The organism is Pseudacidovorax sp. 1753, from assembly GCF_040544975.1.
Classification (GTDB): domain Bacteria; phylum Pseudomonadota; class Gammaproteobacteria; order Burkholderiales; family Burkholderiaceae_C; genus Xenophilus.
In genome coordinates, this window is the sequence record NZ_JBEPKY010000002.1 from 337,689 (window position 1) to 360,867 (window position 23,179).

At 71.3% G+C, this 23,179-nt stretch carries 25 protein-coding genes; 12 read left to right on the forward strand and 13 right to left on the reverse strand.

Features of this window, described 5'->3' with window-relative positions; all coding sequences use genetic code 11:
• Positions 1 to 47 precede the first annotated feature (47 nt).
• Genes ABIC63_RS04020 through ABIC63_RS04035 form a run of 4 tightly spaced genes read left to right on the forward strand, consistent with a single transcriptional unit; the run spans position 48 to position 3,924 of the window.
• Complete coding sequence (locus ABIC63_RS04020) at positions 48 to 986, forward strand: dihydrodipicolinate synthase family protein (RefSeq protein WP_294369729.1); 939 nt, start codon at positions 48 to 50, stop codon at positions 984 to 986.
• A gap of 48 nt (positions 987 to 1,034) precedes the next feature.
• Positions 1,035 to 2,000 (forward strand): Bug family tripartite tricarboxylate transporter substrate binding protein, encoded by a 966-nt coding sequence (locus tag ABIC63_RS04025; protein WP_354318845.1) that lies wholly within the window; start codon positions 1,035 to 1,037, stop codon positions 1,998 to 2,000.
• Positions 1,990 to 2,712 carry an SDR family NAD(P)-dependent oxidoreductase gene (locus tag ABIC63_RS04030; RefSeq protein WP_294369730.1) on the forward strand — a complete coding sequence of 241 codons (723 nt, stop codon included), beginning with the start codon at positions 1,990 to 1,992 and terminating at the stop codon, positions 2,710 to 2,712. The genes ABIC63_RS04025 and ABIC63_RS04030 overlap by 11 nt, the downstream gene beginning before the upstream one ends.
• Positions 2,713 to 2,757: 45 nt before the next feature.
• Entirely contained in the window at positions 2,758 to 3,924 is a 1,167-nt protein-coding gene (locus tag ABIC63_RS04035; RefSeq protein ID WP_354318777.1) for a mandelate racemase/muconate lactonizing enzyme family protein, read from the forward strand.
• Between the two features lie 23 nt (positions 3,925 to 3,947).
• Here ABIC63_RS04035 and ABIC63_RS04040 read toward each other — a convergent pair whose 3' ends face one another.
• From ABIC63_RS04040 to ABIC63_RS04075, 8 genes are all read right to left on the reverse strand, one after another.
• Complete coding sequence (locus ABIC63_RS04040) at positions 3,948 to 5,063, reverse strand: NADH:flavin oxidoreductase/NADH oxidase (protein WP_354318778.1); 1,116 nt, start codon at positions 5,061 to 5,063, stop codon at positions 3,948 to 3,950.
• 100 nt (positions 5,064 to 5,163) lie between these two features.
• On the reverse strand, positions 5,164 to 5,901 hold the full coding sequence (locus ABIC63_RS04045) for a haloacid dehalogenase type II (protein ID WP_354318779.1): 738 nt from the start codon (positions 5,899 to 5,901) through the stop codon (positions 5,164 to 5,166).
• Between the two features lie 40 nt (positions 5,902 to 5,941).
• The gene (gene eda, locus ABIC63_RS04050) at positions 5,942 to 6,577 is read right to left on the reverse strand and encodes a bifunctional 4-hydroxy-2-oxoglutarate aldolase/2-dehydro-3-deoxy-phosphogluconate aldolase (RefSeq protein WP_354318780.1); all 636 of its coding nucleotides are present in this window, start codon (positions 6,575 to 6,577) and stop codon (positions 5,942 to 5,944) included.
• Between the two features lie 59 nt (positions 6,578 to 6,636).
• Positions 6,637 to 8,472, reverse strand: a complete 1,836-nt coding sequence (edd, locus tag ABIC63_RS04055; protein WP_354318781.1) for a phosphogluconate dehydratase — start codon at positions 8,470 to 8,472, stop codon at positions 6,637 to 6,639.
• A 112-nt stretch (positions 8,473 to 8,584) separates the two neighbouring features.
• Positions 8,585 to 9,595, reverse strand: coding sequence for a TRAP transporter substrate-binding protein (locus ABIC63_RS04060; protein ID WP_354318783.1), 1,011 nt, complete (start codon positions 9,593 to 9,595; stop codon positions 8,585 to 8,587).
• Between the two features lie 61 nt (positions 9,596 to 9,656).
• Positions 9,657 to 10,937 carry a TRAP transporter large permease gene (locus tag ABIC63_RS04065; protein ID WP_354318785.1) on the reverse strand — a complete coding sequence of 427 codons (1,281 nt, stop codon included), beginning with the start codon at positions 10,935 to 10,937 and terminating at the stop codon, positions 9,657 to 9,659.
• 28 nt (positions 10,938 to 10,965) lie between these two features.
• Positions 10,966 to 11,493, reverse strand: a complete 528-nt coding sequence (locus ABIC63_RS04070; RefSeq protein ID WP_354318786.1) for a TRAP transporter small permease — start codon at positions 11,491 to 11,493, stop codon at positions 10,966 to 10,968.
• The gene (locus ABIC63_RS04075) at positions 11,490 to 12,053 is read right to left on the reverse strand and encodes a gluconokinase (RefSeq protein WP_354318787.1); all 564 of its coding nucleotides are present in this window, start codon (positions 12,051 to 12,053) and stop codon (positions 11,490 to 11,492) included. Before ABIC63_RS04075 ends, ABIC63_RS04070 begins: the two co-directional genes overlap by 4 nt.
• Positions 12,054 to 12,245: 192 nt before the next feature.
• Between ABIC63_RS04075 and gntR the strand changes: the two genes are divergently transcribed.
• Both gntR and ABIC63_RS04085 read left to right on the forward strand, forming a co-directional pair.
• A complete protein-coding gene (gntR, locus tag ABIC63_RS04080) occupies positions 12,246 to 13,271 on the forward strand; it encodes an HTH-type transcriptional regulator GntR (RefSeq protein WP_354318788.1) in 1,026 nt (341 codons plus the stop codon).
• A gap of 128 nt (positions 13,272 to 13,399) precedes the next feature.
• Positions 13,400 to 13,807, forward strand: coding sequence for a hypothetical protein (locus ABIC63_RS04085; RefSeq protein ID WP_354318789.1), 408 nt, complete (start codon positions 13,400 to 13,402; stop codon positions 13,805 to 13,807).
• Positions 13,808 to 13,889: 82 nt separating this feature from the next.
• Here ABIC63_RS04085 and ABIC63_RS04090 read toward each other — a convergent pair whose 3' ends face one another.
• Complete coding sequence (locus tag ABIC63_RS04090) at positions 13,890 to 14,444, reverse strand: OmpA family protein (RefSeq protein ID WP_354318790.1); 555 nt, start codon at positions 14,442 to 14,444, stop codon at positions 13,890 to 13,892.
• Positions 14,445 to 14,583: 139 nt separating this feature from the next.
• Between ABIC63_RS04090 and ABIC63_RS04095 the strand changes: the two genes are divergently transcribed.
• Positions 14,584 to 15,255, forward strand: a complete 672-nt coding sequence (locus ABIC63_RS04095; RefSeq protein WP_294369754.1) for a gamma-glutamylcyclotransferase — start codon at positions 14,584 to 14,586, stop codon at positions 15,253 to 15,255.
• Positions 15,252 to 15,809: a superoxide dismutase family protein gene (locus ABIC63_RS04100; protein ID WP_294369756.1), complete on the forward strand. Its 558-nt coding sequence runs from the start codon at positions 15,252 to 15,254 to the stop codon at positions 15,807 to 15,809. The genes ABIC63_RS04095 and ABIC63_RS04100 overlap by 4 nt, the downstream gene beginning before the upstream one ends.
• Before the next feature lie 7 nt (positions 15,810 to 15,816).
• Here ABIC63_RS04100 and ABIC63_RS04105 read toward each other — a convergent pair whose 3' ends face one another.
• On the reverse strand, positions 15,817 to 17,109 hold the full coding sequence (locus ABIC63_RS04105) for an amino acid deaminase (RefSeq protein ID WP_354318791.1): 1,293 nt from the start codon (positions 17,107 to 17,109) through the stop codon (positions 15,817 to 15,819).
• Between the two features lie 218 nt (positions 17,110 to 17,327).
• On the opposite strand from ABIC63_RS04105, the gene ABIC63_RS04110 reads away from it, so the two are divergent.
• Positions 17,328 to 18,221, forward strand: coding sequence for a 2-dehydro-3-deoxygalactonokinase (locus ABIC63_RS04110; protein WP_354318792.1), 894 nt, complete (start codon positions 17,328 to 17,330; stop codon positions 18,219 to 18,221).
• Positions 18,222 to 18,386: 165 nt separating this feature from the next.
• Positions 18,387 to 19,031 (forward strand): 2-dehydro-3-deoxy-6-phosphogalactonate aldolase, encoded by a 645-nt coding sequence (locus ABIC63_RS04115; protein WP_354318793.1) that lies wholly within the window; start codon positions 18,387 to 18,389, stop codon positions 19,029 to 19,031.
• Here the strand turns inward: ABIC63_RS04115 and ABIC63_RS04120 are convergent, their stop codons facing one another.
• On the reverse strand, positions 19,032 to 19,595 hold the full coding sequence (locus tag ABIC63_RS04120; RefSeq protein WP_354318794.1) for a nucleotidyltransferase family protein: 564 nt from the start codon (positions 19,593 to 19,595) through the stop codon (positions 19,032 to 19,034).
• Entirely contained in the window at positions 19,592 to 20,503 is a 912-nt protein-coding gene (locus tag ABIC63_RS04125; RefSeq protein WP_294369767.1) for a bestrophin family protein, read from the reverse strand. The genes ABIC63_RS04120 and ABIC63_RS04125 overlap by 4 nt, the downstream gene beginning before the upstream one ends.
• 60 nt (positions 20,504 to 20,563) lie before the next feature.
• On the opposite strand from ABIC63_RS04125, the gene pdxH reads away from it, so the two are divergent.
• Positions 20,564 to 21,211 carry a pyridoxamine 5'-phosphate oxidase gene (gene pdxH / locus ABIC63_RS04130; protein WP_354318795.1) on the forward strand — a complete coding sequence of 216 codons (648 nt, stop codon included), beginning with the start codon at positions 20,564 to 20,566 and terminating at the stop codon, positions 21,209 to 21,211.
• Here the strand turns inward: pdxH and ABIC63_RS04135 are convergent.
• On the reverse strand, positions 21,189 to 22,082 hold the full coding sequence (locus ABIC63_RS04135) for a DMT family transporter (RefSeq protein WP_354318796.1): 894 nt from the start codon (positions 22,080 to 22,082) through the stop codon (positions 21,189 to 21,191). The two genes, pdxH and ABIC63_RS04135, sit on opposite strands and share 23 nt — an antisense overlap.
• Before the next feature lie 167 nt (positions 22,083 to 22,249).
• Between ABIC63_RS04135 and gcvA the strand changes: the two genes are divergently transcribed.
• Complete coding sequence (gene gcvA, locus ABIC63_RS04140) at positions 22,250 to 23,179, forward strand: transcriptional regulator GcvA (RefSeq protein ID WP_354318797.1); 930 nt, start codon at positions 22,250 to 22,252, stop codon at positions 23,177 to 23,179.

A 23,179-nucleotide genomic window follows, 5' to 3' on the forward strand; every position in this document is an offset into this window, starting at 1 on the left:
TCATCCGCTCCGCTTCCTTCACCCATCGCACCGCACGGAGACCTGCAATGCCGTCCATCGAAAATTATCGGGGGATCATCCCCGCCATCGCCTGCCCCTTCACCCCCGACCATCGCATCGACGAGCCGGCCCTGCGCCAGCTTGCCAGCTGGCTCGCCGGCCATGAGGGCGTGGTGGCCGTGATGACCAACGGCCACACGGGCGAGGTGTTCTCGCTCACCCCCGCCGAGCGGGCAGAAGTCACGCGAATCGTGGCCGACGAGCTGCGCGGCCGGCTGCCGGTGATCTCGTCCATCGTCTGCGAAGGCCTGGCCGAGGCGGCAGAACACGCACGCGCCGCCCAGGCCGCCGGCGCCGCGGCGCTGGACGTGATGCCGCCCCACCACTGGCTGCGCTTCGGCTTCACGCCGGGTCATGCGCTGCAGTACTTCGAGGCCATCCACCGCGCCGCGCCCGAGCTGGACCTGGTCTGCCACGTCTACCCCGCCTGGACGCGCGCCTCGTACAGCTCGCAGCTGCTGGCCGAGCTGGCCCGCCTGCCGTACCTGCAGGCCTTCAAGGTCGGCCAGCGGGACATGAACAAGTACGCCCGGGACATCCAGGCCATCCGCGAGGCCAACCCGGCCAAGGCGATCCTGACCTGCCACGACGAATACCTGCTGGCCTCGATGGTGCAGGGCGTGGACGGCGCGCTGGTGGGCTTCGCCACCTTCATCCCGCAGCTCATCATCGACCTGTGGGCCGCGGTGAAGGCCGGCGACCTGAAGAAGGCGATGGCCATCCAGGCCGTGATCACGCCGCTGAAGGACGCCGTCTACGGCGGCGGCGAGCCCACGGGCGAGGCCCATGCGCGCATGAAGGGCGGCATGTACCTGGCCGGCGTGCTGGAGCGCGCCACCGCGCGCCCGCCCACCGAGGCGCCCAATCCGCAGGAGATGGACGCCCTGCGCGCCGCCTGCCGCCAGGCCGGCCTGCTGCGCCGCTGAGCCGTCCGCACGGCTCCTCGGAACAACGACACCGGAGACAACACCATGCTGCAACGCAGACGCTTCTTGCACGGCGCCCTGGGCGCCGCCACGCTGGCCGCCGCCGCGCCCGTGATGGCGCAGGGCTGGCCCAACCGGGTGGTGCGGGTGATCATTCCCTTCCCGCCCGGCGGCACGCTCGACACGGTCGGCCGCATGCTGGCCCAGAAGCTGGGCGAGCAGATGGGCCAGACCTTCCTGGTCGAGAACCGTCCGGGCGGCAATGGCGCCATCGGCGCCGAGGTGGTGGCCAAGGCGGGCAACGACGGCTACACGCTGCTGTTCAACGCCTCGACCTTCACCACGGCGCCGATGACCATGAAGTCGGTGCGCTACGACGTGGTGCGCGACTTCGCGCCGGTGGCGCTGGTGGCCAAGGCGCCGCTGTCGGTGGCGGTCAACAAGAACCTGCCGATCACCGACGTGCGCTCGCTGATGGCCTACGCCAAGTCCAACCCCGGCAAGATGACCTTCGCGGTCGGCTCCATCGGCTCGGCCGGCCACCTGGCCACGGAGCTGTTGCGCCGCGCCGGCAATCTGGACTACCTGATCGTGCCCTACAAGGGCACGGCGCCCGCCTTCCAGGACCTGATCGGCGGGCAGATCGACGGCTTCATCGACCCGATCCTCGGCTCGCTGCAGTACCACAAGAGCGGCATGCTGCGCGTGGTGGCCGTCACCTCGGCCCAGCGCGCGGCCAGCCTGCCCGACGTGCCCACGGTGGCCGAGACACTGCCGGGCTACGAGTTCTACAGCTGGTACGGCCTGTGGGCACCCGCGGGCACGCCGGCCGAGATCACGCGGCGCCTCAATGCCGAGACCAACAAGGCCCTGGCGGGCGAGATGAAGACGCTGCTGGGGTCGCAGGGCCTGCTGCTCACGCCCGGCACGGCGGAGGAATTCGCCGCCTTCCAGCAGGCCGACATGGAGCGCTCGCGCAAGATCATCACGGAGGGCAACATCCGTGTCGATTGAGGGCAGCACCGCAGTGCCGCAGCCCCAGCCGCATGCCGTCGTCAGCGGCAGCAGCAGCGGCATCGGGCGTGCCATCGCCATGGCGCTGCTCGATGCCGGCTGGCAGGTCAGCGGGCTCGACGCCGCGCCCGCCTCGATCGTGCATGCCGCCTTCACGGGCCACGCCATCGACCTGCGCGACGGCGCCGCCATCGCCCGTCTGTGCGCCACGCTGCCGCCGGCCCAGGCCCTGGTGCATGCGGCCGGCGTGCTGCGCGTCGGCCCGCTGGGCCAGCTCGATGCCGAGGCCGGCGAGCTGATGTGGCGCCTGCATGTGGACGCCGCCAGCCGCCTGGCCGACGCGCTGGTGCCCGGCATGGCCGAGCGCCGCCAGGGCCGGGTCGTCTTCATCGGCAGCCGGGTAGCGCAGGGTATGCCGGGCCGCAGCCAGTACGCGGCCACCAAGGCGGCGCTGGTCGCGCTGGCCCGCAGTTGGGGCGCCGAGGTTGCGGCGCAGGGCGTGACGGTCAACGTCATCTCGCCCGCCGCCACGGCCACCGGCATGCTTCAGGACCCGGCCCGCGCCGGCAGTGCGCCGCGGCTCCCGCCCATCGGCCGGCTGATCGAGCCGGCGGAAATCGCCGCCCTCGCCACCTTCCTGCTCTCGCCCCAGGCGGCGGCCATCACCGGGCAGGACATCGCCATCTGCGGCGGCTCGTCGCTGCCCCGCTGAACCCGCTCTTTTCTTTTTCTTCGACCTATCACCCACGCGCTCGCCATGAAGATCGTCAACATCCTCGAATCCACGCGGCCCATCAAATCCAACATCCGCAACGCCTACATCGACTTCTCGAAGATGACCCTGAGCTTGGTGGCCGTGGTCACCGACGTGATCCGCGACGGGCGACCGGTGATCGGCTACGGCTTCAATTCCAACGGCCGCTACGGCCAGGGCGCGCTGATGCGCGAGCGCTTCATCCCGCGCGTGCTGGAGGCCGACCCGGCCAACCTGCGCGACGAGACGGGCGACAACCTCGACCCGCACCGCATCTGGGCCTGCATGATGAGCAACGAGAAGCCCGGCGGCCACGGCGAGCGCTCGGTGGCGGTCGGCACCATCGACATGGCGGTGTGGGACGCCGTGGCCAAGATCGAGGGCAAGCCGCTCTTCCAGCTGCTGGCCGAGCGCTACGGCAACGGCCAAGCCAACCCGCGCGTCTTCGTCTACGCGGCGGGCGGCTACTACCACCCGGGCAAGGGGCTGGATGGCCTGCGGCAGGAAATGGAGGGCTACCTGGCCCGCGGCTACTCGGTGGTCAAAATGAAGATCGGCGGCGCGCCGCTGGCCGAGGACTGCGAGCGCATCGAGGCCGTGCTCAAGATGCTGGCACCCGGCCAGCAGCTGGCCGTGGACGCCAACGGCCGCTTCGACCTGCCCACGGCACTCGACTACGGCCGCGCCCTGTCGCAGTACCCGCTCTTCTGGTACGAAGAGGCCGGCGACCCGCTGGACTACCAGCTGCAGGCCCGCCTGGGCGAGGCCTATGCCGGCCCGCTGGCCACGGGCGAGAACCTGTTCTCGATGCAGGACGCGCGCAACCTGATCCGCCATGGCGGCATGCGGCCCGACCGCGACTGGCTGCAGTTCGACTGCGCGCTGAGCTATGGCCTGGTCGAGTACCTGCGCACGCTCGACATGCTCAAGGACCACGGCTGGTCACCCAGCCGCTGCATTCCGCACGGCGGGCACCAGATGTCGCTGGCCATCGCGGCCGGCCTGGGCCTGGGCGGCAACGAAAGCTATCCCGACCTGTTCCAGCCCTACGGCGGCTTTCCCGATGGCGTGAAGGTGGACAACGGCCATGTGCACCTGCCGCCGCTGCCGGGCATCGGCTTCGAGGGCAAGGCCGACCTGATCGCGGAGATGCACGCGCTGGCGCGCTGATGGGCCAGCCACCGGCGGCCGCTTCAGCGCTGCGCGATGCGCGCGCCGGTGAACAGGTCCTTGAACTCGCGCGGCTGCGAACGCCAGTACTGCCGCGGCGCGTTCACCTGGGCGCCGAGTTCGGCCGCGGCATGCCAGGGCCAACGCGGCTCGTACAGCATGGCCCGCGCCAGCGCCACCGCGTCGGCCTGGCCCTCGGCAATGGCGGTTTCGGCCTGGCGCGCCTCGGTGATCAGGCCCACACCCAGAGTTGGCAAGCCGACGCGCGCCTTGACCTCGCGGGCAAAGCCGAGCTGGTAGCCCGGGCCCACCGGAATCTTCTGCTGGGGCGACACGCCACCACTGGAGACGTGGATCGCGCTGCAGCCGCACGCCTTGAGCGCCTCGGCGAAGGCCACCGTGCTGGGCAGATCCCAGCCGCCATCGACCCAGTCGGTGGCGGAGACACGCACCCACACCGGCACCTCGGCCGGCACGGCGGCGCGCACGGCCTCGAACACCTCCAGCGGGAAGCGCATGCGCTTCTCCAGGGTGCCGCCGTAGCCGTCGCTGCGCGCATTGGCCAGCGGCGACAGGAACTGGTGCAGCAGATAGCCATGGGCCGCATGCAGCTCGATGCCCTGCAGGCCGACGCGCACGGCGCGCTTCGCGGCAGCGACGAAATCGTCACGGACCTTGGCCAGACCCGCATCGTCGAGCGCCGCAGGCGGCACTTCCCCATCGCCATGCGGCAATGCGCTGGGCGCCACGGCCAGCCAGCCGCCGGGTTCATCGGGACGCAGCTGGCTGCCGCCGTCCCAGGGCGCGCGGCTGGAGGCCTTGCGTCCGGCGTGGGCCAGTTGCACGGCGATCGGCATGTCGGAGTGCCCGCGTATCGCGCGGAGCATGTCGGCCATCGCCGCTTCGGACGCCTCGTCGTAGAGGCCCAGATCGGCCGGGCTGATGCGGCCCTCGGGCGAGACGGCGGTCGCCTCCAGGATCAGCATTCCGGCGCCGGACAGGGCCAGGTGCCCGTAGTGGATGCAGTGCCAGTCGGCCGCCCGGCCCTCCTCGGCGGAGTACTGGCACATGGGCGCAATGACGATGCGGTTGGGCAGTGTCAGTGCGCCCAGGCGCAGGGGTTCGAACAGGGGACTCATCCGGAAGGCTCCTCGGTGCGCAACAAAGCATCGGAGCCTAGCGGAGCACCGCGCCAACCGCCGCCGTGGGGCCAATGGCGCGCGGCGTTCGCGCGGGCGCTCAGCAGCCCAGCAGGTCCGCCAGGTGCCCGATGTCCCGCGTGTGCAGGTCGTTGCCCGGCTGAGGCGAAACGTCCTTGGGACGCGACGGGCCGAACTCCGCGGGGCGCTCGATGTACGCGGTCGCCAGGCCGCAGTGACGCGCGGCCGCCAGGTCGTTGTGGTGGGCAGCGGCCAGCATCACGCGGTTGGGCGGCAGGTCGAACACGCCGGCCACGCCCAGGTAGGTGCGCGGATCGGGCTTGTAGGCCTTGAACACCTCGGCCGAGAGCACGCAGTCCCAGGGCAGGCCCGCGCGCTTGGCCATGTTGGTGAGCAGGCCGATGTTGCCGTTGGACAGCGGGCAGATGGTGTAGCGACGCTTGAGCCGCGTGAGCCCCGCCACCGCATCGGGCCAGGCAGGCAACCGGTGCCAGGCGCGGTTGAGTTCGCGCTTGGCAGCGCGGTCCAGCCGCTCGGAGCCGATGGAGAAGTCGGCCAGCACGGTCTCCAGGATGCTCAGGTGCAGCTCGTCGAGCAGGGTGAAGCCGCCCTCGCCTTCGGCCAGCCGTTCCATCACGGCCTTCATGGCGGGCTGGTAGCCGGCGCGCCAGGCCAGGGCGAAGGCGCTGCCGTCGGTACCGGGCAGCAGCCGCTCGACCTCGGCGGCGATGCCGCTGTGCCAGTCCACGACGGTGCCGAAGACGTCGAAGGCGATGACCTCGATGGAGGCGGGATCGAAAACGTTGGATGCAGTCATGACCAGCGACTCTAGCGCCCCGTGGCGCCAGCGTCCTGCATCAGCGGGACAGGGCCTTGGCCTCGCGGGCCAGGGTCTCGATGCGGGCCCAGTCCTTCTGCGCGATGGCATCGGCCGGCACGATCCACGAGCCGCCCACGCAGGCCACATTGGCGAGCGCCAGGAACTCCGCTGCATTGCCCGCATGGATGCCGCCGGTGGGGCAGAACTTCACCTCGCCGAAAGGGCCCTGCCAGGCCTTGAGCATGGGCGCACCGCCCGCCTGCAGCGCCGGGAAGAACTTGAGCTGCTGGTAGCCGTCTTCCTGCGCCATCATGATCTCGCTGCCGGTGGCCACGCCCGGCAGCAGCGGCAGGCCGAGATCGTGGCAGGCCTTGCCCACGGCGCGGGTGTAGCCCGGGCTGACGCCGAAGCGGGCACCGGCCAGCGCAGCCGCCTGCGCGTCGGCGGCGCTGCGGATGGTGCCGGCGCCGGCCACGGCCTCGGGCACTTCCTTGGCGATGCGCTCGATGCATTCCAGCGCCACCGGCGTGCGAAGGGTGACTTCGAGCATGCGGATGCCGCCGGCCGCCAGCGCGCGGGCCAGGGGCACGGCATCCTGCGGGTCCTGCAACACGATGACGGGAATGACGGGTGCGTCGTGCATCACGTCGAGGGCGGTGAGGGTCTGGTTCATGGCAGTGGGCCTTGGCAAGGCGTAAAGAAGGGTCGCAAAACAGAGAGCCGGTGCCGGGCTTACAGCCAGGTGCAGGCGCCCTCTTCCGCGGCAGTGGCGTTGCGGCGCATGCCGGCGAAGAGTTCGCGCCCCAGACCGCGGCCGTCGGCGGCGCGCTGCTCGGCCGACATCACGGCGGGCTCGCGCTGGGCCCATTCGTCGTCGGGCACCAGCACGGCCAGCGTGCCGGCCACGGCGTCCAGGCGGATCAGGTCGCCATCGCGCACCTTGGCCAGCGGGCCACCGGCAGCGGCCTCCGGCGAAACATGGATGGCAGCCGGCACCTTGCCCGACGCGCCGCTCATGCGGCCGTCGGTGACCAGCGCCACCTTGAAACCCTTGCCCTGCAGCACCGACAGCGGCGGCGTGAGCTTGTGCAGCTCGGGCATGCCGTTGGCCTGCGGGCCCTGCCAGCGCACCACGCAGACCACGTCGCGCTCCAGCTCGCCGGCCGCGAAGGCCTTCTGCAGCGCGGCCTGCGAGTCGAAGACCTGCGCCGGCGCCTCGATCACATGGCGGTCGTCGGGCACCGAGGACACCTTGATCACGCTGCGGCCCAGGTTGCCGGTGAGCAGCTTGAGCCCGCCGGTGGCGCTGAAGGGATTGTTGGCCGGCCGGGCCACGTCCACGTCCTTCGACGGCCAGGCGGGCACCCAGCGCAGGCCGCCGTCGTCGGCGCCCTGCGGAATCTGCGCGTACTCGGCCAGGCCGCCGGGGCGCACGGTACGCACGTCGGCATGCATCAGGCCGGCCTCCATCAGCTCGTGGATCACGAAGCCGGGACCGCCCGCCTGCTGGAAGCCGTTCACATCGGCCGTGCCGTTGGGGTACACGCGGGTCAGCAGCGGCACCACGTCGGACAGCTGCGAGAAGTCGTTCCAGTCGATCAGGATGCCGGCCGCGCGCGCCACCGCCACCCAATGGATCAGGTGGTTGGTCGAGCCGCCGGTGGCCAGCAGCGCCACCATGGCATTGACGATGCAGCGCTCGTCCACCAGCTCGCCGATGGGCGGCACCGCGTAGCCGTCGGCAGCCGTCTTGCCGAGCACGGTGCGCACGGCCTCGCGCGTGAGGTGCTCGCGCAGGCCGTCGTGCGGCTGGATGAAGGCGGTGCCCGGCACATGCAGGCCCATGGCCTCCATCAGCATCTGGTTGCTGTTGGCCGTGCCGTAGAAGGTGCAGGTGCCCTGGTCGTGGTAGGCGGCCATCTCGGCCTCCATCAGGCCTTCGCGGCCCACCAGGCCTTGCGCGGCCTGCTCGCGCACCTTGGCCTTGGCGCTGTTCGACAGGCCCGAGGGCATGGGGCCGGCGGGCACGAACACGGTCGGCAGGTGACCGAAGTGCAGCGCGCCGATCAGGAGGCCCGGCACGATCTTGTCGCAGATGCCCAGCATCAGCGCGGCATCGAACATGTCGTGCGTCAGCGCCACGGCGGTGCCCATGGCGATGGTGTCGCGGCTGAACAGCGACAGCTCCATGCCCGGCGTGCCCTGCGTGACGCCGTCGCACATGGCCGGCACGCCGCCGGCCACCTGGGCCGTGGCGCCCAGCTTGCGGGCCTCGTCCTTGAGGACTTCGGGGTACGTACGGAAAGGCGCGTGGGCCGACAGCATGTCGTTGTAGGCCGTCACGATGCCGATGTTGGGCGCGCGCTCCGCCACGATGCGCAGCTTGTCGTTGGCGGGCACGCCGGCCACGGCGTGGGCCACGTTGGCGCAGCCCATGCGGTCGGAGCCGCGCTGGCGGCCGCCGATCTCGGCAATCTGCTGCAGGTAGGCCGTACGCAGCGCGCGGCTTTTTTCGCGGATGCGTTCGGTGACGGCGTGGAGCGTGGGGTGCAGGGAGGTGCGGGGCATGGCGGGCGCGTGGGGCTGGGGAAACTACGGAGTCAATCGTACGTCGCAACCGACCCGGCACGCGCGTCGGATTGCAACGCCCGCCCCGCGCGCCGGGCCGATGCGGCGCGCCTTACTTGCCGCCGCGGGCCTTGGCGACCGCCGCGTTGACCGAATCCCAGGTTTCCTGGCCCACCGACTTGGCGATGCCGGCGTGCACCGACGTGAGCTTCTCGCGCATGCGGTTGGCCTCGGCAAGCGGCAGCTCGTTGACCTGCATGCCCTTGGTCTTGAGCTCGGCCAGGGCCTGGGCAGCCTCTTCGCGCGTGTCCTTGCGCTCGAAGTCGCGGCTCTTGACGGCGGCGTCCTGCAGCACCTTCTTCTCGGCGGGGCTGAGGGTGTCCCACCACTTCTTGCTCACGGTGACGATCCAGGGGCTGTAGACGTGGTTGGTGACCGTCAGGTACTTCTGCACTTCATAGAACTTGCTCGAGAGCACCGTGTTGTACGGGTTCTCCTGGCCGTCGACGGCGCGCGTCTCCAGCGCGGTGAACAGCTCCGAGAAGGGCAGCGGCACCGCATTGGCGCCCAGCGTCTTGAAGCTGTCGAGGAACACGTTGTTCTGCATCACGCGCAGCTTGACGTCGTTCAGGTCCTCCAGCTTGGTGACCGGCCGCTTGCTGTTGGTGAGGTTGCGGAAGCCGTTCTCCCAGTACACCAGGCCGACCATGCCCTTGGGCTCCAGCTTCGCCTTGACGGCCTCGCCGGTGGGGCCGTCGAGCACCGTGTCGGCCTCCTTGGCGGTGGAGAACAGGAAGGGCGTGTCCCACACGGCCATCTCGGGCACCAGGCCGACCAGGGTGGCGGTGGAGCCGACCATCATCTCCTGCGCACCGCCGATCAGGGCCTGCTGCATCTGGGTGTCGGAGCCGAGCGAGGCATTGCCGATGCCGCGGATCTTCATCTTGCCGCCGCTGGCCTTCTCGACCTCCTGGGCGAAGAAGCGCACGGCGCGGCCCTGGTTGGAGTTGTCGACCAGGCCGTAGCCGAAGCGCACGATGCGCGGCTTGAAGTCCTGGGCGTGGGCGGCCCCGGTGGCCACGAGGGTGGCGACGAGGCCGGCGAGAGCGAAACGCATGCGCATGGTTGTCTTCCTTGGATTGGGATGAGGGAACGAAGAGCGGGTGAGCGGTGGGCGGCGCGGATCAGTGCATCCACGCCAGCGGCGCCGTGATGAGCTTCGGAAAGATCACCATCAGCACCAGCAGCAGCACGTACATCAGCAGGAAGGGCGTGGTGCCGCGGATGACGGTCTCCATCCGCAGCCGGCCCACGCCGGCCACCACGTTCTGCACCGTGCCCACGGGCGGGGTGATCAGGCCGATGCAGCCCACGTAGATGAACATGAAGCCGAAGTACACCGGGTCGATGCCGGCCTTGACGGCCAGCGGCGCACAGACCGGACCGAAGATCAGGATGGTGGGCGTCAGGTCCATCGCCGTGCCCACCGCCAGCAGGAAGACCATCATCAGCGCCATGAAGACCACCGGGTTGCCCATGACGCCGGCAAAGCTGTCGGCCAGCATGTTGGGCAGATCCGCCAGCGTGATCATGTAGGCCGTGACGGTGGCCGCGCCGCACAGGAACATCACCACGGCGGTGGTCTTGCCCGCGGCGAGGAACACGTCGTACAGGCGCGCCAGCGTCAGCTCGCGGTAGATGAAGGTCGACACCAGCAGCGCATAGACCGCCGCCACGACGGCCGCTTCGGTGGGCGTGAAGATGCCGCCCTTCAGGCCGCCGAGGATGATGACCGGCATCATCATGGCCCAGAAGCTGTGGCCCAGCGCCTTCACGCGCGCACCCCACGGCACGCGCGGCAGCGCCGCCAGCTGGTGCTTGCGCGCGATGAAGGCCCAGGCCGCGATCAGGAAGATGCCCATCAGCAGACCCGGCACCACGCCCGACAGGAAGAGCTTGCTGATCGAAGTGTTGGTCGTCACCCCGTAGATCACGAAGGGCATCGACGGCGGGATGATGGGCGCGATGATGCCGCCCGAGGCCAGCAGGCCCGCGCTGTAGCTGGAGGGGTACTGCTGCTCGCGCATCATCGGCAGCAGGATGGTGGCCAGCGCCGCGGTGTCGGCGATGGCCGAGCCGCTCATCGAAGCCAGCAGCACCGCCGCGCCGATGGCCACGAAGCCCAGGCCACCGCGGATATGGCCGACGAAGGCGCGGGCCAGGTCGATGATGCGGCGCGAGAGGCCGCCCGCGTTCATCAGCTCGCCCGCCAGGATGAAGAAGGGCACGGCCAGCAGCGGGAAGTTGTCGAAGCCGGCCTGCAGGTTCTGCGCCAGCAGCTGCGAGTCGAAGAAGTCCAGGTGCCACATCAACGCCACGCCGGTGAGCACCAGCGCCTGCGCGATGGGCATGCCGATGGCCATGCCGCCGATGAGCACGGCCAGGAAGATGAAGGTGACGATCATGTTCTGCTCGGAAGGTGGGGCCGGGGCGTCATTCGAGGATGGCTTCGTCGTCCGCGCCTTCCAGCGGCTTGCCGCGGCGCAGTTCGACGGCCAGGGCCACCAGCAGCCCCAGGCCGAGCACCAGCGTGGCCGCCGCGCCCAGCGCCAGCGGATAGCCCAGCACGGTGCTGAAGCTGTTCATGCCGGCCTTGACCTGCTCCCAGGAACCGATCACCAGCAGCACCAGGCACAGCCCGATCAGCAGGCGGCTCACCCAGAACAGCAGCCGCGCGGGCACCCCCGAGAGGCGCGAGGTCAGCATGTCGAAGCCCAGGTGCTTGGCCTCGAAGGCCGCCACGATGGCGCCGACGGCCACCAGCCACACGAACAGCAGGCGCGAGATCTCCTCGTACGACACGATGCTGGTCGAGAAGACGTAGCGCAGCACCACGTTGACGAACACCGCCACGACCATGCCGGCCAGGGCCAGCACCATGAAATGCTCGGCCAGGCGCTTGAGCAGGGGCGCGCGGGCGGAGCGCGAAGGCGCGGGGGAAGAAGAGGAAGAGGTCGTCATGCGATGTCTCCAGCGTGTCGGTTGGCGGCCTGCGGCGCGGCGGGCCGGGCCCAGGCGGCGATCTCGGCGACCAGATCGGCCAACGGCCGCGTGGCGTCGAGCGTGAGCACGCCGGCCTCGCCCGTGGGCGACTCCAGCGTGGCGAACTGGTTGGCCACCAGCGCAGGCGAGAAGAAATGGCCGGGCCGGGACTTCACCCGCTCCAGCGCCTGGTCGAAATCGAGCGACAGGAAGGCGAAGCCCAGGCGCGGATTGGCGGCGCGCAGCCGGTCGCGGTACTTGCGCCGCAAGGCCGAGCAGGTGAGCACCACGCCGCCCGGTGCAGCCTGCGGCGTCAACAGCGCGGCCAGCCGATCCAGCCAACCGGCGCGGTCGGCATCGTCCAGGGGGATGCCCGCGCTCATCTTGGCGATGCTCTCGGGCGCGTGGTAGGTATCGCCTTCGCACAGCGGCCAGCCCAGCGCGTCCGCGCAGCCCTGGCCCACGCTCGATTTGCCGCAGCCGGAGACGCCCATCACCACGATGGCGGACGGCCGGAACGATGAGATAGCGCTATCCATTCGAATCCAAAAAAAGCTGCGCAGCATAAAACCACGCAGCCGACGAAAGAGGGAGAACAAACTCCCCCCCCCCCCACATGAAGAGCCGGTCGATCAGCCCGGGGGAGTGCACCGCACAAACCCTGCTGGTCGAACCGACTGGATAGCGCTATCTTATTGAACAATGATTTCTCGCCCGCCTAGGACAAACCCTTGACCGACGCCATCCGCCGCTCCCGCCGCTCCAGCGGCCGCCTCACCCTCGAAGACGTCGCCCGCGCCGCCGGCGTGAGTCCGATCACCGTCTCCCGGGCGCTGCGGGGCGAGCGCAGCGTGGATCCGGTGCTGGTCGAGCGCGTGCGCGAGGCAGCCGCCCGCCTGGGCTACGTGCCCGACCCCGCCGCCCGCGCCCTGGCCTCGCAGCGCAGCACGCATGTGGCGGTGCTCATCCCGCTGCTCACCAACACCCTGTTCGTCGATCTGCTGGAGGCCGTGCAGCGCACGCTGCGCGCCCAGGGCTTCCAGACGCTGATCGGCGTGACCCACTACGACCCGCGCGAGGAAGAGCAGTTGCTGCGCGAGCAGCTGATGCACCGCCCCGCCGGGCTCATCGTCACCGGCTTCGAGCGCAGCGAGGAGACCCGCGCCCTGATCCAGGCCAGCCGCGTGCCCTGCGTGCATGTGATGGAGACCAGCCGCGCCCCGGGCGTGCACTGCGTGGGCTTCTCGCAGCAGGACGCCGGCCAGGCGCTGACGGAACACCTGCTGGCGCGCGGCGCCCGCCGCATCGCGTACGCCGCCGCCCAGCTCGACGCCCGTGTGATGCAGCGTGCCGAGGGCTACCGCCGCGCCCTGCAGGCCGCCGGCTGCTACGACCCGGCGCTCGAATTCCTACGGCCCGAGCCCTCCTCCTTCGCCCTGGGCGCACAGATGTTCGGCCGCATCGTGGCCGAGGCGAAGCCCGACGCCATCTTCTTCTGCAACGACGACCTGGCCCAGGGCGCCCTGATGGCCGCGCCGCGGCTGGGTATCTCGGTACCGCGGGACGTGGCCGTGGCCGGCTTCAACGACCTGCCCGGCAGCGATCAGCTGCTGCCCAGCCTGACGAGCGTGCGCACGCCCCGGCGCGAGATCGGACAGGCAGCGGCCGGCATGCTCCTGCAGCTGATGCGCGGGGCGCCGGTCGAACAGAGCTGCATCGAGCTGGCGTGGGAGGTGGTGGGGCGGGAAAGCGCCTGACCACGGCGCGCCGCGCGCGTCGGGCGTCAAGGCCCGTGCCTTGGAGCCAAGTCCGCGCCGCCGGGGAACATTCGACCGTCCCGGCACCTCATCCTTCTCTCTCTTTCAACATCGACGACACCAACACCATGGCCGCCGGCACCCTCTTCACCGTTCTTGCCAACATCCCCTGGGGCCAGGTCGTCGAGAACGCACCCAAGGTCGCGGAGGGCGCGGCGAAGCTGTGGGGCTCCGTCACCCGGCGGCGCCAGAGCGCGGAGCAGGCGGCAGCCACCGAGGCCGAGGCGCCGCCGGCCCGGCCGCTGACCGAGGCGGAGCAGCTTCGCCAGCAGGTCCAGCGCCTGGAAGGCGCCGTCCGGGACATCGAGGCGCAGATGCAGGCCTCTACCGAACTCATCAAGTCCCTGGCCGAGCAGAACACCCAGCTCATCGCCCGCATCGAGATGAACCGCGTGCGGCTGCAGCGGCTGAAGTGGCTCACGGTGGGCCTCGCCGCAGGGCTGGCGGCGACCGTCATCCATCTGATCGCGCGCTGATCGCGGACAGCGGCCCCGGGTTCTGGCGCGCACAAAAAAGCCCGGCATCGCCGGGCTCGGTCGGGCGTGGACAGACGCAGCGTCAGTCGACCAGCTTGACCTCGACGCGACGCGCCCCCGCGTCGTCGCCCTGACCTGCGGCTGCGACGGCCGGCTTCTCCAGCGTGACCTTGTCCTCGGCCACGCCCAGCCCCACCAGCACGTCGCGCACGGTGATGGCGCGCTGCTTGGCCAGCTCTTCGTTCTTGGCCGGGTCGCCCGTGGTGTCGTGGTAGCCCGAGATGACCGCCTTGCGGCCGTTCTGCACGCCCTGCAGCACCAGGGCCAGCGCCTCGGCGGCGCCCGGGGCGATGTCGGCGCTGCCGGTGGCGAAGTAGAACTTCACCACGCCGCCTTCCACGCGCACGCTGGCGCCCTCGGGCACCACGGCCACCACCGTCTCGGTGATGACGGCCACGCCCGTGGCCGGGGCCGCCGGTGCCGTGCTGGCGGTGCCGGCCGCATCGGCACTGGCGCTTCCAGGCATGCCGTAGTGGTAGACCGCGGCGCCGATCGTCGTGGCGACGATCAGGGCGATGAGCACGAACACCAGGCCAAGGGCAAAGCGTTGCTGGGAGTCGTCGTCGGGGGTGGACATGAGGCTGCGTCTCTCGGGATGTTGAAGGGTGGCCATGGAGGATGCCTTGGCAATAATGGGCCGCGTGAAGCCCGTTTCAGAAGCCGAAATTCTAGGTGCCACATCCCTGCCGCCCCTTGTCGGCGCGCATCCTCCGCCCGTGCGCGACCCCGGCCCGTTGCTCGAACGCACGATCGCCGAGTGGGGCGGCCACGACGACCTGTGGCTCTTCGGCTATGGCTCGCTGATCTGGAACCCCGGCTTCGACCACAGCGAGGCCCGGCCCGCCCAGGTGCGCGGCTGGCACCGGGCCCTGAAGATGTGGAGCCGCGTCAACCGCGGCAGCATCGACAAGCCCGGCCTGGTCTTCGGCCTGCTCAGCGGCGGCAGTTGCCGCGGCATGGTGTTCCGCATTCCGCAGACCATCGCCCTGGAGACGCTGGGCCGCCTCTGGCTGCGCGAGATGCCCACCGGCGTCTACGACCCACGCTGGCTGCACTGCCGCACCGCGCAAGGGCCCGTGCGGGCCTTGGCCTTCACGCTGTCACGCAAGTCGCCCAACTTCACCGGCACGCTCAGCGAAGAGCGCTACCGGGAGATCTTCGCCACCGCCGTGGGCCGCTACGGCAGCTCGCTCGACTATGCGCGACAGACGCTCGAAGCCCTGCAGCGCCATGGCATCCGCGACTCTGCGCTGGCCCGTCTGTTGCGTCTGGCGACCCATTCACCGGCAGAAATGGCGACCTCCGCCGACAGCCAGGCACGCGCCGCATCGTTACACCTGAGCCCGTCCGATTCCCCTTCCTCACCCTCCAAAGGAACAATGCCATGACCCTCCGCTCCGCCCTGCCCTCTGCCCGCGTGCTGGCCGCCTGCACCCTCGCCGGCTCCAGCCTGCTGCTCGCCGCCTGCGCCGGCATGGGCATGGGCGCCTCGCGCGCCACGGCCACCCTGGCACCGACCGGCGCCGTGACGCCCAACCCGACCATGGGGCAGGTCACGCTCACCGCCCTGGACCACGGCGTGCGCGTGGCCGGCGAGGTGCGCGGACTGGCACCCGGCTCGGAGCACGGCTTCCACATCCACGAGAAGGGCTCGTGCGCCGACAACGGCAATGCCTCGGGTGGCCACTTCAACCCGGCCGGCGGCACGCACGGCAAGTTCGGCGCGCCCGGCAGCCATGCCGGCGAGCTGCCCAGCCTGGTGGCCGATTCCAACGGCGTGGCCCGCTTCAGCGTGGACATCCACGCCATCTCGCTGACCGACGGTGCCGCCAACAACGTGGTCGGCCGCGCCATCGTCGTCCACAAGGACCGCGACGACTACACGACGCAGCCGGCCGGCAATTCCGGCCCGCGCATCGCCTGCGGCGTGATCACTCGCTGAGGCAGCCTCAGAAGGCGGTGGTGATGGCGTCGACGACGTTGTAGGCCTCGTCCACCACCGGCATCCAGCGCCACTTGTCGAAGGTGGTGCAGGGATGCGAGATGCCGAGACCGACGCGCTCGCCCACCACCGGGGCGAGCGCGTCGTCGCTTTCGTCCCAGCGCAGGTAGGCGTGCTGGTCGTTGAGGGCGGTGATCTTCCAGCTGGCCGGTACGCCCGTGGGTGCCTGCGCACCGCGGACGGCCCGCGCGAAGGGAATGGGCATGGTGATGTCGAAGGAGACATCGCGCCGGCCAGCCGTGAGGATGGCCAGCCGCGGCTCCGGGCACGATTGCACGGCCGCCCAGACCTCCATGGCGGGGCGCAGCCCGTCCTCCGCGCAATCGCAGCCGATGCGCGCATTCACCTGGCCCACCATGCGCGTGTAGAAGCCGTGGTCGTGCGTCACGTAGCAGCCCGAGCGCAGCAGGCCGCGCACCGGCCGCCCGAGTGCCGGGCGAAGGCGGCCAGCCACCAGGTCGAAGACCGCCGAGCCGCCGGCCGAACACAGCACCTCGTCGGTGTCGAACAGGTCCTCGTCGGCGCACAGGCGGGCGACGGCCTGCACGCGGTCCATCAGGGCCGTGGCCAGCGCCGCGTCGGCGGCGGAGTCGCCCGTCGCCCACAGGCCTTCGTAGCACTCGATGCCCACGAGGCGCACGGCCGGGCTGGCACCCAGCGCGCGGGCCAGGGCGATGGCCTCCTCCTGCGTGCGGCAGCCGGTGCGGCCGCCGTCCAGGCCGATCTCCAGCATCACCTCGAAGGGCCGGGCATCGGCCTGCGCCCGTGCCCATGCCTCGATCAGCGCCAGCTGCGCGGTCGAGTCGACGAGGAAAACGACGCGCAGGCCCTCGTCCGCGGCCAGCATCTGCTGGATGCCGGCCAGATCCTCGTCCTGCATCACCTGGTTGGCGATGAGGCAGCGGCGCACGCCGGCCGCCACGCCGATGGCCAGTTGCACGACGTTGGCGAAGGTGATGCCCCAGGCACCGGCATCGATCTGCCGCGCGAACAGCTGCGGCGACATGGTGGTCTTGCCATGCGGCGCCAGGTCGATGCCCTGGCTGCGCACATAGCGCTGCATCCAGGCCAGGTTGTGCGCCAGCGCCTCGCGACGGATCACGGCCAGGGGCAGCGGCAGGTCGCCCGCCAGCACGTTCCAGCCGGCGGCGCCGACGGCGCTGCGGGCGCGCGGCGCCTGGGTGCGGGGATAGCCCTTGAAGGAGGCATCGAGAAGAGGATCGAGCAGTTCGGCAGTCATGATGGAAGAAGAGCCGCGCCCCGGACGCGGCGGCAGGAATGCCGGCGCGGGCCGATGCGGCAGCCCTCCATTCTTGCCGGCCCCGCACGGCGCCGCCTGACCGGCCGCCGGGGCGCAGGGGCGCAGGGGCGCAGGGGCGCAGGGGCATGCGAGACTGCGCGGCCGTGGCGGCGCACTGCCCGCCACGCTTGGCCGTCCGTGGCGCAAAGGAAGGACCCATGAGCTTCGTCGCCCTCGACTGGGGCACCACCTCGCTGCGCGGCGCGCTGATCGCCGAGGACGGCCGTGTGCTGGAAGATCGCAGCGCCCCGCGCGGCATCCTGCACCTGAACGGCGCCAGCTTCGCCGAGGTGTTCGAGGCCTTCACCCTCGACTGGATGGCCGTGCCCGGCCGCCGCTGCCTGATCGCCGGCATGGCCGGCAGCCGCCAGGGCTGGGTGGAGGCGCCCTACTGCGCCTGCCCCTGCGGCGCCGGGGACATCGCGCAACAGGTCGTGCCGGTGGTGCCCGGCCGCATCGACATGGTGCCGGGCCTGGTGGACCACCAGTCCGGCGTGCCGGACGTGATGCGCGGCGAGGAGACGCAGATCCTGGGCGCCATGCGGCTCACCGGCCTGCGCGAGGGCCTCTTCGTGCTGCCGGGCACGCACAACAAGTGGGCCCGGGTGGCCGATGGCCGGGTGACGGGCTTCCGCACCTTCATGACGGGCGAGTTCTATGCGCTGCTGTCGCAGCAGTCGATCCTGGCGCGCACGCTGCAGGCCGACGCGCCCCTGGTGCGGCAGGCCTTCCTCGACGGCGTGGACCGCGCGCGCCGGGCTGACTCGCCAGGCCTGCTGCACCTGGCCTTCGGCATGCGGGCGCTGTCGCTCTTCGACCGCCTGAGCCCTGCGGCGGCGGCCAGCTACCTCTCGGGCCTGCTGATCGGCGACGAACTGCGGGCCCAGCCACTGCAACCCGGCGTGCCGGTGGTGCTGGTGGGCAGCCCGACGCTGACCGAACGCTATGCCCTGGCGCTGGACAGCGTGGGCGTGCCGGCCCGGCTGCTCGACGCCCAGGCCACCTGGGCCGGTGCGCATGCCTTGTGGCGCGCACGGCAGGCCGCTGGCTGACATGCGCCGCGAACGCACCGCCCCACTTCCAATGCGGACCCGTGAACCTCTGCCCGTTCGGACTGAGCCCGTCGAAGCCTGGGCGCAAGCCCTTCGACAGGCTCAGGGCGAACGGGCTGGCTGACTGGCGTCGCGGGCTTTCTTTCCCTTCCGACCTCCATCTCCATGACCGACCTGCTCCCCGCCTTCCAGCGCGCGCTCGCGCAACTGCCGCTCGTCGCCATCCTGCGCGGCCTCACGCCCGCCGAGGCGCCGGCCATCGGCCAGGCCCTGGTCGCATCCGGCTTCGGCCTGCTGGAGGTGCCGCTCAATTCGCCCGAGCCGCTGCAGAGCATCCGTCTGCTGCGCGAACAGTGCCCCGGTGCGCTGGTGGGCGCAGGCACGGTGCTGACGCCGCAGCAGGTGCACGAGGTGCACGCGGCGGGCGGCCAGTTGATCGTGTCGCCCTGCTTCGATGCCGCGGTGGTGCGCGAGAGCGTCGCGCTGGGCATGGTCGCCCTGCCCGGCGTGCTCACGCCCACCGAGGCCTTCGGTGCACTGGCAGCGGGCGCCCATGCGCTCAAGCTCTTTCCGGCGGAGATGGCCTCGCCCGCCGCGGTGAAGGCGCTGAAGGCGGTGCTGCCGCGCGGCACGCCGCTGCTGCCGGTGGGCGGCATCACGCCCGAGGGCATGGCCGCGTGGCATGCCGCGGGGGCGGACGGCTTCGGTATCGGCTCGGCGCTCTATAAGCCGGGCAAGGCGGCGGCGGCGGTGGGCGAGACGGCCCACGCCTTCGTGGCCGCCTGGCGCGCCTGCGCCGCCAAGGCCTGATCAGCCGCCGCGCGAACGCAGGAGCGACTCGGCGCGCGCCAGGTCGTCCAGCGTGTCGATGTCGGTCACCACGCCGGCATCGTCCACCGCCAGTTCGCGCACCGCGCCCCCCGCCCGCAGGGCCTTGAGCACGGGCGCGGCGCCCTGCTCGCCCGCCAGCGCCATCAGGGCCGGCCCGCTGGCCGCGCCGAAGCCGACCGGATGGCCGCGCTCGCCCTGGAACACCGGCTGCGCCGCGCCGCGGTCGTCCAGCGCCTCGGCCACCGCACGCAGCGTGGCCGGCAGCACCAGCGGCAGATCCGCCGGCAGCACCAGCCAGCCCGGCGCATCGGCTGTCGCACGCACGGCGGCGGCAATGGAGTCGCCCATGCCCGGATGGCCCTTGTCCTCCACATGCCAGGGCAGCCCGCTCGCGCGGACGGCATCCAGCGTGCGGTCGATGACGCGGCGGCCGGCCAGCAGCGCCTGCAGCTTGTGCCCCGCGCCGCCCGAAGCGCGGAAGCGTTCGCCCCGGCCGGAGGCCAGCACCAGCACGACGGGCAGGCGTTCGGGATTCATGGTCATGTCAAGACGTGATCGCGGGGTTGCGGCTGCGGCGGCCAGTCGGCGTCGCCGATGGATTCGCGCACCGAGGTCTCGATGCTCCAGCAGATGGCGTCGAGCGCCAGGTCGTTGGGCGCCTCGCCGAAGGGCTCCTCGATCTCCGAGCCCAGCGCCTCCAGCGCGAAGAAGGTGTAGGCGACCAGCACCACGATCACGGGCGTCATGGGCCCGATGGCGTCCACCAGCCCGAAGGGCAGCAGCAGGCAGTACAGGTAGATGGTGCGGTGGATGATGACGCTGTAGGTGAAGGGGATCGGCGTGTTGGCCAGGCGCTCGCAGCCGCCGATGGCGGCGCCGATGCGGTCCAGCGGGCCTTCCAGCGCCGGCACGATGGCGGCCTCGGCGCGGCCCTGGGCGCGCAGGTCGCGCAGCCATTCGCCCGCCATCATCAGCAGCATCGCCGGCCGGTAGCGTGCCGCCATCACGCGCTGGGCCTCGGCGGCCGGCAGCAGGCGCACCAAATCGGCGGCAGGGTCGGTGCCGCGCAACTGGTGGCGCAGCGCATGCACCAGCGCGATGAGGCGCAGCGCCAGCACCCGCGCCTCGCCGCCGCCCTCGGCCAGGGTCAGCGCCTGGCGCACCGCCGCCCGGCAGTCGATGAGCAGCGCGCCCCACAGCATGCGCGCCTCCCACCAGCGGCCATAACTCGTGCTGTTGCGAAAGCCCAGGAAGATCGCCAGCGTCAGCCCGATCAGCGAGAAGGGCACGAAGTTCATCGGCACCTTCCAGCGCAGCACCTGGCCGTGCAGCAGCGTCACGACCACGGCCAGCGCCAGGGTCAGGGTCAGCTGCGGCAGGATCTGCGAAAGGATGGAGCCGCGCCAGACGAAGAGCAGGCGCAGCCAGTGCGGGCGGGGGCGGACGATCATGGGCGGCCGATGTTAGGCCTCGTCAAGGCGCGGCCTTCCACAGCACGGACAATGCCCGCCATGAGCGATCTGAAGACCTCCCTGGCCGACCTGCGCAAGAGCTACGAGCGGGCCGAACTCGACGAGACCCACAGCGCCGCCGACCCGCTGCTGCAGTTCGAGCGCTGGCTCGGCGAAGCCATCGCCGGCCAGGTGCCCGAGCCCAATGCCATGACGCTGGCCACCGTCGGCAGCGACCTGCGGCCCTCCACGCGCATCGTGCTGATCAAGGGCTACGACGCGCGGGGCATCGTCTGGTTCACCAACTACGACAGCCGCAAGGGCCAGGAGCTGGCGGGCAACCCCTTCGCCGCGCTGCAGTTCCACTGGGTCGAGCTGGAGCGCGTCGTGCGCATCGAGGGCCGGGTGGAGAAGGTGAGCGACGCGGAAAGCGACGCGTACTTCGCCAGCCGTCCGCTGGACTCGCGCATCGGCGCCTGGGCCAGCCCGCAGAGCCAGCCCATCGACGGCCGCGGCGTGCTGGTGGCGAATGCGGCGAGGTACAGCGCCAAGTTCCTGCTCAACCCGCCCCGCCCGCCGCATTGGGGCGGCTACCGGCTGGTGCCCGAGCGCTGGGAGTTCTGGCAGGGCCGCCGGAGCCGGCTGCACGACCGGCTCTGCTACCAGCAGGAAGGCCAGGGCTGGGTCAAGACGCGCTTGGCGCCGTAGGGCCGACAGCACCACGCCCGACTCGGGCACGCCGGCTGCGCGCGCCGGTGAGGGCCAGCGCCGCCAGCAGGATGAGCGCCCCGCCGGCCGCGGCACCGGCCGACAGCCGCTCGCCCAGGAAGGCCACGCCCAGCCCCACGGTCACGACCGGCTCCAGCGTGGAGAGCACGGCCGCCTGCGTGGGCCCGACACGGCGCAGGCCGGCCACGAAGGCCGCGATGGCCACCACCGTGCCGAAGAGGGCCAGCGCCAGCATCGCGCCCCAGCCGGTGGCCCCTTGCGGCCAGCGGATGCCCTGCCACATCGCCAGCCCCAGGTAGCAGGCGGCCGCCGTGCCCAGCACCACTGTCGAGGCGGCCAGGCTGTCCGCCGGCGGCTGGGCCCGGCTGCCGAGCAGGATGTAGGCCGAATAGCACAACGCCGAGGCCAGCGCCAGCAGCAGGCCGGTGGCCGTGCCCGCGATGGCGCCGCCCAGCACCAGGCACAGGCCTGCGGAAGCCAGGCCCAGGCACAGCGCCTCGGCCGCCCCGAAGCGGTCCAGTCCCAGCGCCGCCGCGGCCAGCGCCACCAGGATCGGATAGACGTACAGCAGCAGCGCGACCGTGGCCGAGGACGCATGGTGCAGCGCGCTGAAATAGGTCCAGGCCATCAACGCATAGGCCAGCCCCATGAGCATCGCATTGGCCAGGGCGCGCCCGGCCGGAAAGCGCGCGCCACGCGCCCACGCCAGCCCTCCCAGCAACACCGCCGCCAGCGCGAAGCGCAGCATCAGCAGGCTGTGGGTGTCCATGCCCTGGGCATAGAGCACCTTGGCGAAGAGGGCCATGGCACCGAAGCCCAGGGCGGAAAGAAGAACGAGCAGTGCGCCCATGACGGTCCTGAAGTGTGGAAGGGTGCGGCGCTGCCGCACCTTGGAACGGCCGACGGCGGATGACTCAGCCAGAATGAGCCTTTGCCCCCGCGTTGCCACTGTAGGGCGGCCCGGAGGTTCACGGCAAACCAAAGCATTGGCGGCTGAGCCGCAACCGGATTGAGGCTATGACCCGCATGCTTCCTCCCCTTCCTGCCGTACGCGCCTTCGAGGCGGCGGCGCGCCACGGCAGCTTCGTGCGTGCCGGCGACGAGCTCTGCGTCTCGCCCGGTGCCGTCGGCCACCAGGTGCGCCTGCTGGAGGACTGGCTCGGACGCCCGCTCTTCGTGCGCCGGCCGCGGGCCGTCGAGCTGAACGAGGCCGGACGCCGCTACCTGCAGGGCGTCGGTGCCGTGCTGGACGAGTTGGAGCGCGCCTCCGCCGCCCTGCGCCACGCGGCGGACGACCACGCGCTGACCGTCACCGCCCTGCCCTCCTTCGTCACGCGCTGGCTCATGCCGCGGCTGGGCGGCTTCCGGGCGCAGCATCCGCAGGTGGACCTGCGGGTGCTGGCGTCCATCCCGCCGGTGGACTTCGCCCGCGACCAGGTCGACCTGGCGTTGCGGCTGGGCCGCGGGCCCTATCCCGGGCTGGTGGCCGAGCCGCTGCTGCCCGAGACCTACATCGCCGTCGGCCATCCATCGCTGGCAGCCTCCCTGGCCGCGCCGGGGGATGTACTTGCCGCCACGCTGCTGCACGACGACCCCGAGCCCCGCATCCCCGAGCAGGTGGACTGGCCGCGCTGGTGCGTCGCCCAGCAGTTGCGTGTTCCGGCGCGGCGTCTGCGCCAGGGGCTGCGCTTCTCCCATACCTACCTGACGCTGGAAGCCGCCGCGGCCGGCGAAGGCGCCGCGCTGGCCTCGGACGTGCTGGCCGCCGACGCCCTGGCCCAGGGCCGGCTGGCGCTGCTGCCGGGCCAGCCCGTGCCCGGCCCCTATGCCTACCACCTGGTGCACCCGCAGGATGTGCTGGACCGGCCCGCAGCGCGCGCCTTCTGCGACTGGTTGCGGCAGGAGGCTGCGCAGTTCCGCGAGGCGGCGGCGGCGCTGACGGCGTGA